Source organism: Leisingera sp. F5 (assembly GCF_001593695.1).
The window spans coordinates 1-3,068 of record NZ_LUKH01000293.1 but is presented as its reverse complement, the minus strand read 5'-3'; the positions used below and the strand labels follow the sequence as shown (position 1 = coordinate 3,068).

Sequence of the window (3,068 nt, the reverse complement as noted above, 5' to 3'; positions counted from 1 at the left end):
CGTGGTGGCCGCCGGTATGGCGGATAAATGCACCATTCAGCTGTCTTATGCCATCGGCGTGTCCAAGCCGCTGTCGATCTATGCAGACACACATGGCACCGGCGAAGTGGACGCCGCAGCGATTGAAAAGGCGATTGATCAGGTGATGGACCTGACCCCGCGCGGCATCCGTTCACATCTGGGCCTGAACAGACCGATTTATCAGCGCACCGCTGCCTATGGCCATTTTGGACGCGACCCGGAAGCCGATGGCGGTTTCAGCTGGGAGCGCACAGATCTGGCCGAGGCGCTGAAGAACGCCGTCTGAAGCCGGATTGGTTGAGACAGGAGAGCGGGCCGAAGGGCCCGCTTTTTTTGTTCGAGCCGCTGCTCCCGCCCGTATCGGTGCATTCAGGGAATGCGCCTCTGCCGTTGGGCCGGGCGCCGCGCTGCAGCGCGGCGGACCGGTCAGCATTGCTGACCGGATGTTTCGCACGCGAAACATTGGGACAGAAATTCTGACCTTTTGAGGCTGGAGTGCGCCGCCGGGCTGCGCCATAGTGCCGTGAAGGGTAACTTCAGCTGCCGGGACCGCGATGCTGCGAGTGATGACTGTACTTTCCTGCCTGGCATTGGCGTCTGCCGTGGCCGCCAAAGAGGTGCTGCCGCAAAAGTTCAGCCTGCAAGGCAAAACGCTGATCTATGACACCGAAACAGAGGTGGAAGGGGAACCGTCAGAAATCACCGATGACGATGTCTTAGCGCTGCGGGATATCCTGAATAAAAGCCCGGAAATCTCGGAGCTGCAACTCAACAGCATTGGTGGCAGCGTCTATGCCGGGGAAGAAATCGCCGGATTGGTGCTGGAATACGGGCTCGACACTTTGGTTGATGGCACCTGTATCAGCGCCTGTGTCGATGTCTTTCTGGCCGGCGGCCGGCGGCGGATGACAATCGGGTCCAGCATCGGCTTCCATCAGCGCAACTGGCCTGCGGATGCGGTGCATAAATACTATCGCAGCGAACGCAAACGCCACCGCTGGGCAACACCGTATGATTTCGGTTCCTGGATATACGAGGACACTCAGCGCGAGGTTTATGACCATCTCAGCTATATGGTGGCGCGCGGCGTCGATCCCGGCTTTGCGATTGAGACGCTGCGCACGGACCCGGACGGCGAATGGTATCCCAGCCGCTTGCGGCTGATTGCAGCGGGCGTTCTGCGGGAGGTCCGGGAGGGGCAAACCCGCTAGCCGGCTTGACACAGGCTTGACCAGGAGGCCCGCTTGCGGCAGAGGAGCGTCCAGCCTTTCAAAATATGCCCTGAACAGGAGCCCAGACGCATGTCCGGCGATCAAAAGCCCCGCGACGACCAGACCAAGACTGCCCGGACCGCTGTTGCCAATGCGGCCGATAAACACGCCAGCGGCGCGCCCTGGCGCAACTTCTATGGCCGCTTCAAGGGCAAGACCCTGAAGGACAGCCAAAAGCGGTATCTGGACGAGGATCTGGCCAGCCTCAGCCCCGGCGCCGTGGATTGGGATGTGAACCCCGACCGCACTCCGCTGGATCTGGAGGCGCTGTTCGGCGGCAAGGATGTCTGGCTTGAGGTCGGCTTTGGCGGCGGCGAGCATCTGGTGCATCAGGCCGCCAGCAATCCGGATGCGGGCATAATCGGTGCCGAACCCTTTATCAACGGCGTGGCCATGCTGCTGGGCAAGATCCGCAGGGCCGGTGCGGACAATATTGCGGTGCATCCCGGTGATGCGCGCGATCTGATGGATGTGCTGCCGGCGGCGTCCATCTCACGCGCGTTTCTGCTGTATCCTGATCCCTGGCCCAAGGCCCGCCACCACCGCCGCCGTTTCGTGACGCAAGAACATCTGGCGCCGCTGGCCCGCTGTCTGAAGCCGGGCGCGATTTTTCGCGTGGCAACCGACATTCCCGACTATGTGCGCCAGACCCTGGAGGAGGTGCCAAAGGCCGGTTTTGAATGGCTGGCCGAAGGCCCATCCGATTGGCGCCAGTCCTGGGATGACTGGATTTCCACACGATATGAGCAGAAAGCCCTGCGCGAAGGCCGCACGCCGCACTACCTGACCTTCCGCCGCCTTGGCTGAGGGTGCAGGCGGGCGGCGGGCAAAGGCTCTGGACCGTCCAGCGCCAATCCGCTACCGATAGCGCCAACGAAAGTAAGTACCGACAGACGAAGGAAGCCCCATGTCCGGACACGGCACGCCCATCCCGATGACCTCCCACCGTGCGGACCCGCTCAAAGGCGTGGCAGAGGTGCCCGGCGACAAGTCGATCTCGCACCGCTCGCTGATCCTGGGTGCGCTGTCAGTAGGGGAGACCAAGATCTCCGGCCTCTTGGAGGGCGAAGACGTTCTGGACACCGCCAAGGCGATGCAGGCCTTTGGTGCCGAGGTGGTGAACCACGGCGGCGGCAGCTGGTCGGTGTTCGGGGTTGGCGTCGGCGGCTTTGCCGAACCGGGAAACGTGATCGACTGCGGCAACTCCGGCACCGGGGTGCGGCTGATAATGGGGGTGATGGCAACATCTCCGATCATCGCGACTTTCACCGGCGATGCCTCACTGAACAAACGTCCGATGGCGCGGGTCACTGACCCGCTGGCATTGTTCGGGACGCAATCTGTTGGCCGCAGCGGCGGGCGTCTGCCGATGACCATCGTCGGTGCCGCTGACCCGGTGCCAGTCCGTTATGAAGTGCCGGTGCCGTCTGCGCAGGTGAAATCCGCGGTGCTGTTTGCCGGCCTCAACGCGCCGGGCAAGACCGTTGTGATCGAGAAGGAAGCCACCCGCGACCACACCGAGCGGATGCTGGCCGGTTTCGGTGCCGAAATCACCACCGAGGAAACCGAAGAGGGCCGCGTCATAACCCTGACCGGCCGTCCCGAGCTGAAACCGCAGGTGATCGCGGTGCCGCGTGATCCGTCCTCTGCCGCTTTTCCGGTCTGCGCGGCGCTGATCACCCCCGGATCCGACGTGCTGGTGCCGAACATCGGCCTGAATCCCACCCGTGCGGGCCTCTACTATACCCTGCAGGACATGGGCGCCGATCTGACGTT

The 3,068-nt window shown here is 62.9% G+C and carries 4 protein-coding genes; all 4 read left to right on the top strand.

Going from position 1 to position 3,068, the window contains the following annotated elements; translation table 11 throughout:
* A partial coding sequence (locus tag A2I95_RS29090) for a methionine adenosyltransferase domain-containing protein (RefSeq protein WP_291735492.1) occupies nucleotides 1–307 on the top strand: 307 nt, incomplete at its 5' end.
* A 268-nt stretch (nucleotides 308–575) separates the two neighbouring features.
* Nucleotides 576–1,232 carry a hypothetical protein gene (locus tag A2I95_RS29085; protein ID WP_027257633.1) on the top strand — a complete coding sequence of 219 codons (657 nt, stop codon included), beginning with the start codon at nucleotides 576–578 and terminating at the stop codon, nucleotides 1,230–1,232.
* Between the two features lie 90 nt (nucleotides 1,233–1,322).
* Complete coding sequence (locus A2I95_RS29080) at nucleotides 1,323–2,099, top strand: tRNA (guanosine(46)-N(7))-methyltransferase TrmB (protein ID WP_027257634.1); 777 nt, start codon at nucleotides 1,323–1,325, stop codon at nucleotides 2,097–2,099.
* Between the two features lie 100 nt (nucleotides 2,100–2,199).
* On the top strand, nucleotides 2,200–3,068 hold an 869-nt coding region (locus A2I95_RS29075; protein ID WP_291735486.1), incomplete at its 3' end, for a 3-phosphoshikimate 1-carboxyvinyltransferase.

What these genes read in the sequence shown, in the direction of transcription:
- A2I95_RS29080 (WP_027257634.1), top strand. Translation starts at nt 1,323, where the DNA reads ATGTCCGGCGATCAAAAGCCCCGCGACGACCAGACCAAGACTGCCCGG.
- A2I95_RS29085 (WP_027257633.1), top strand. Translation starts at nt 576, where the DNA reads ATGCTGCGAGTGATGACTGTACTTTCCTGCCTGGCATTGGCGTCTGCC.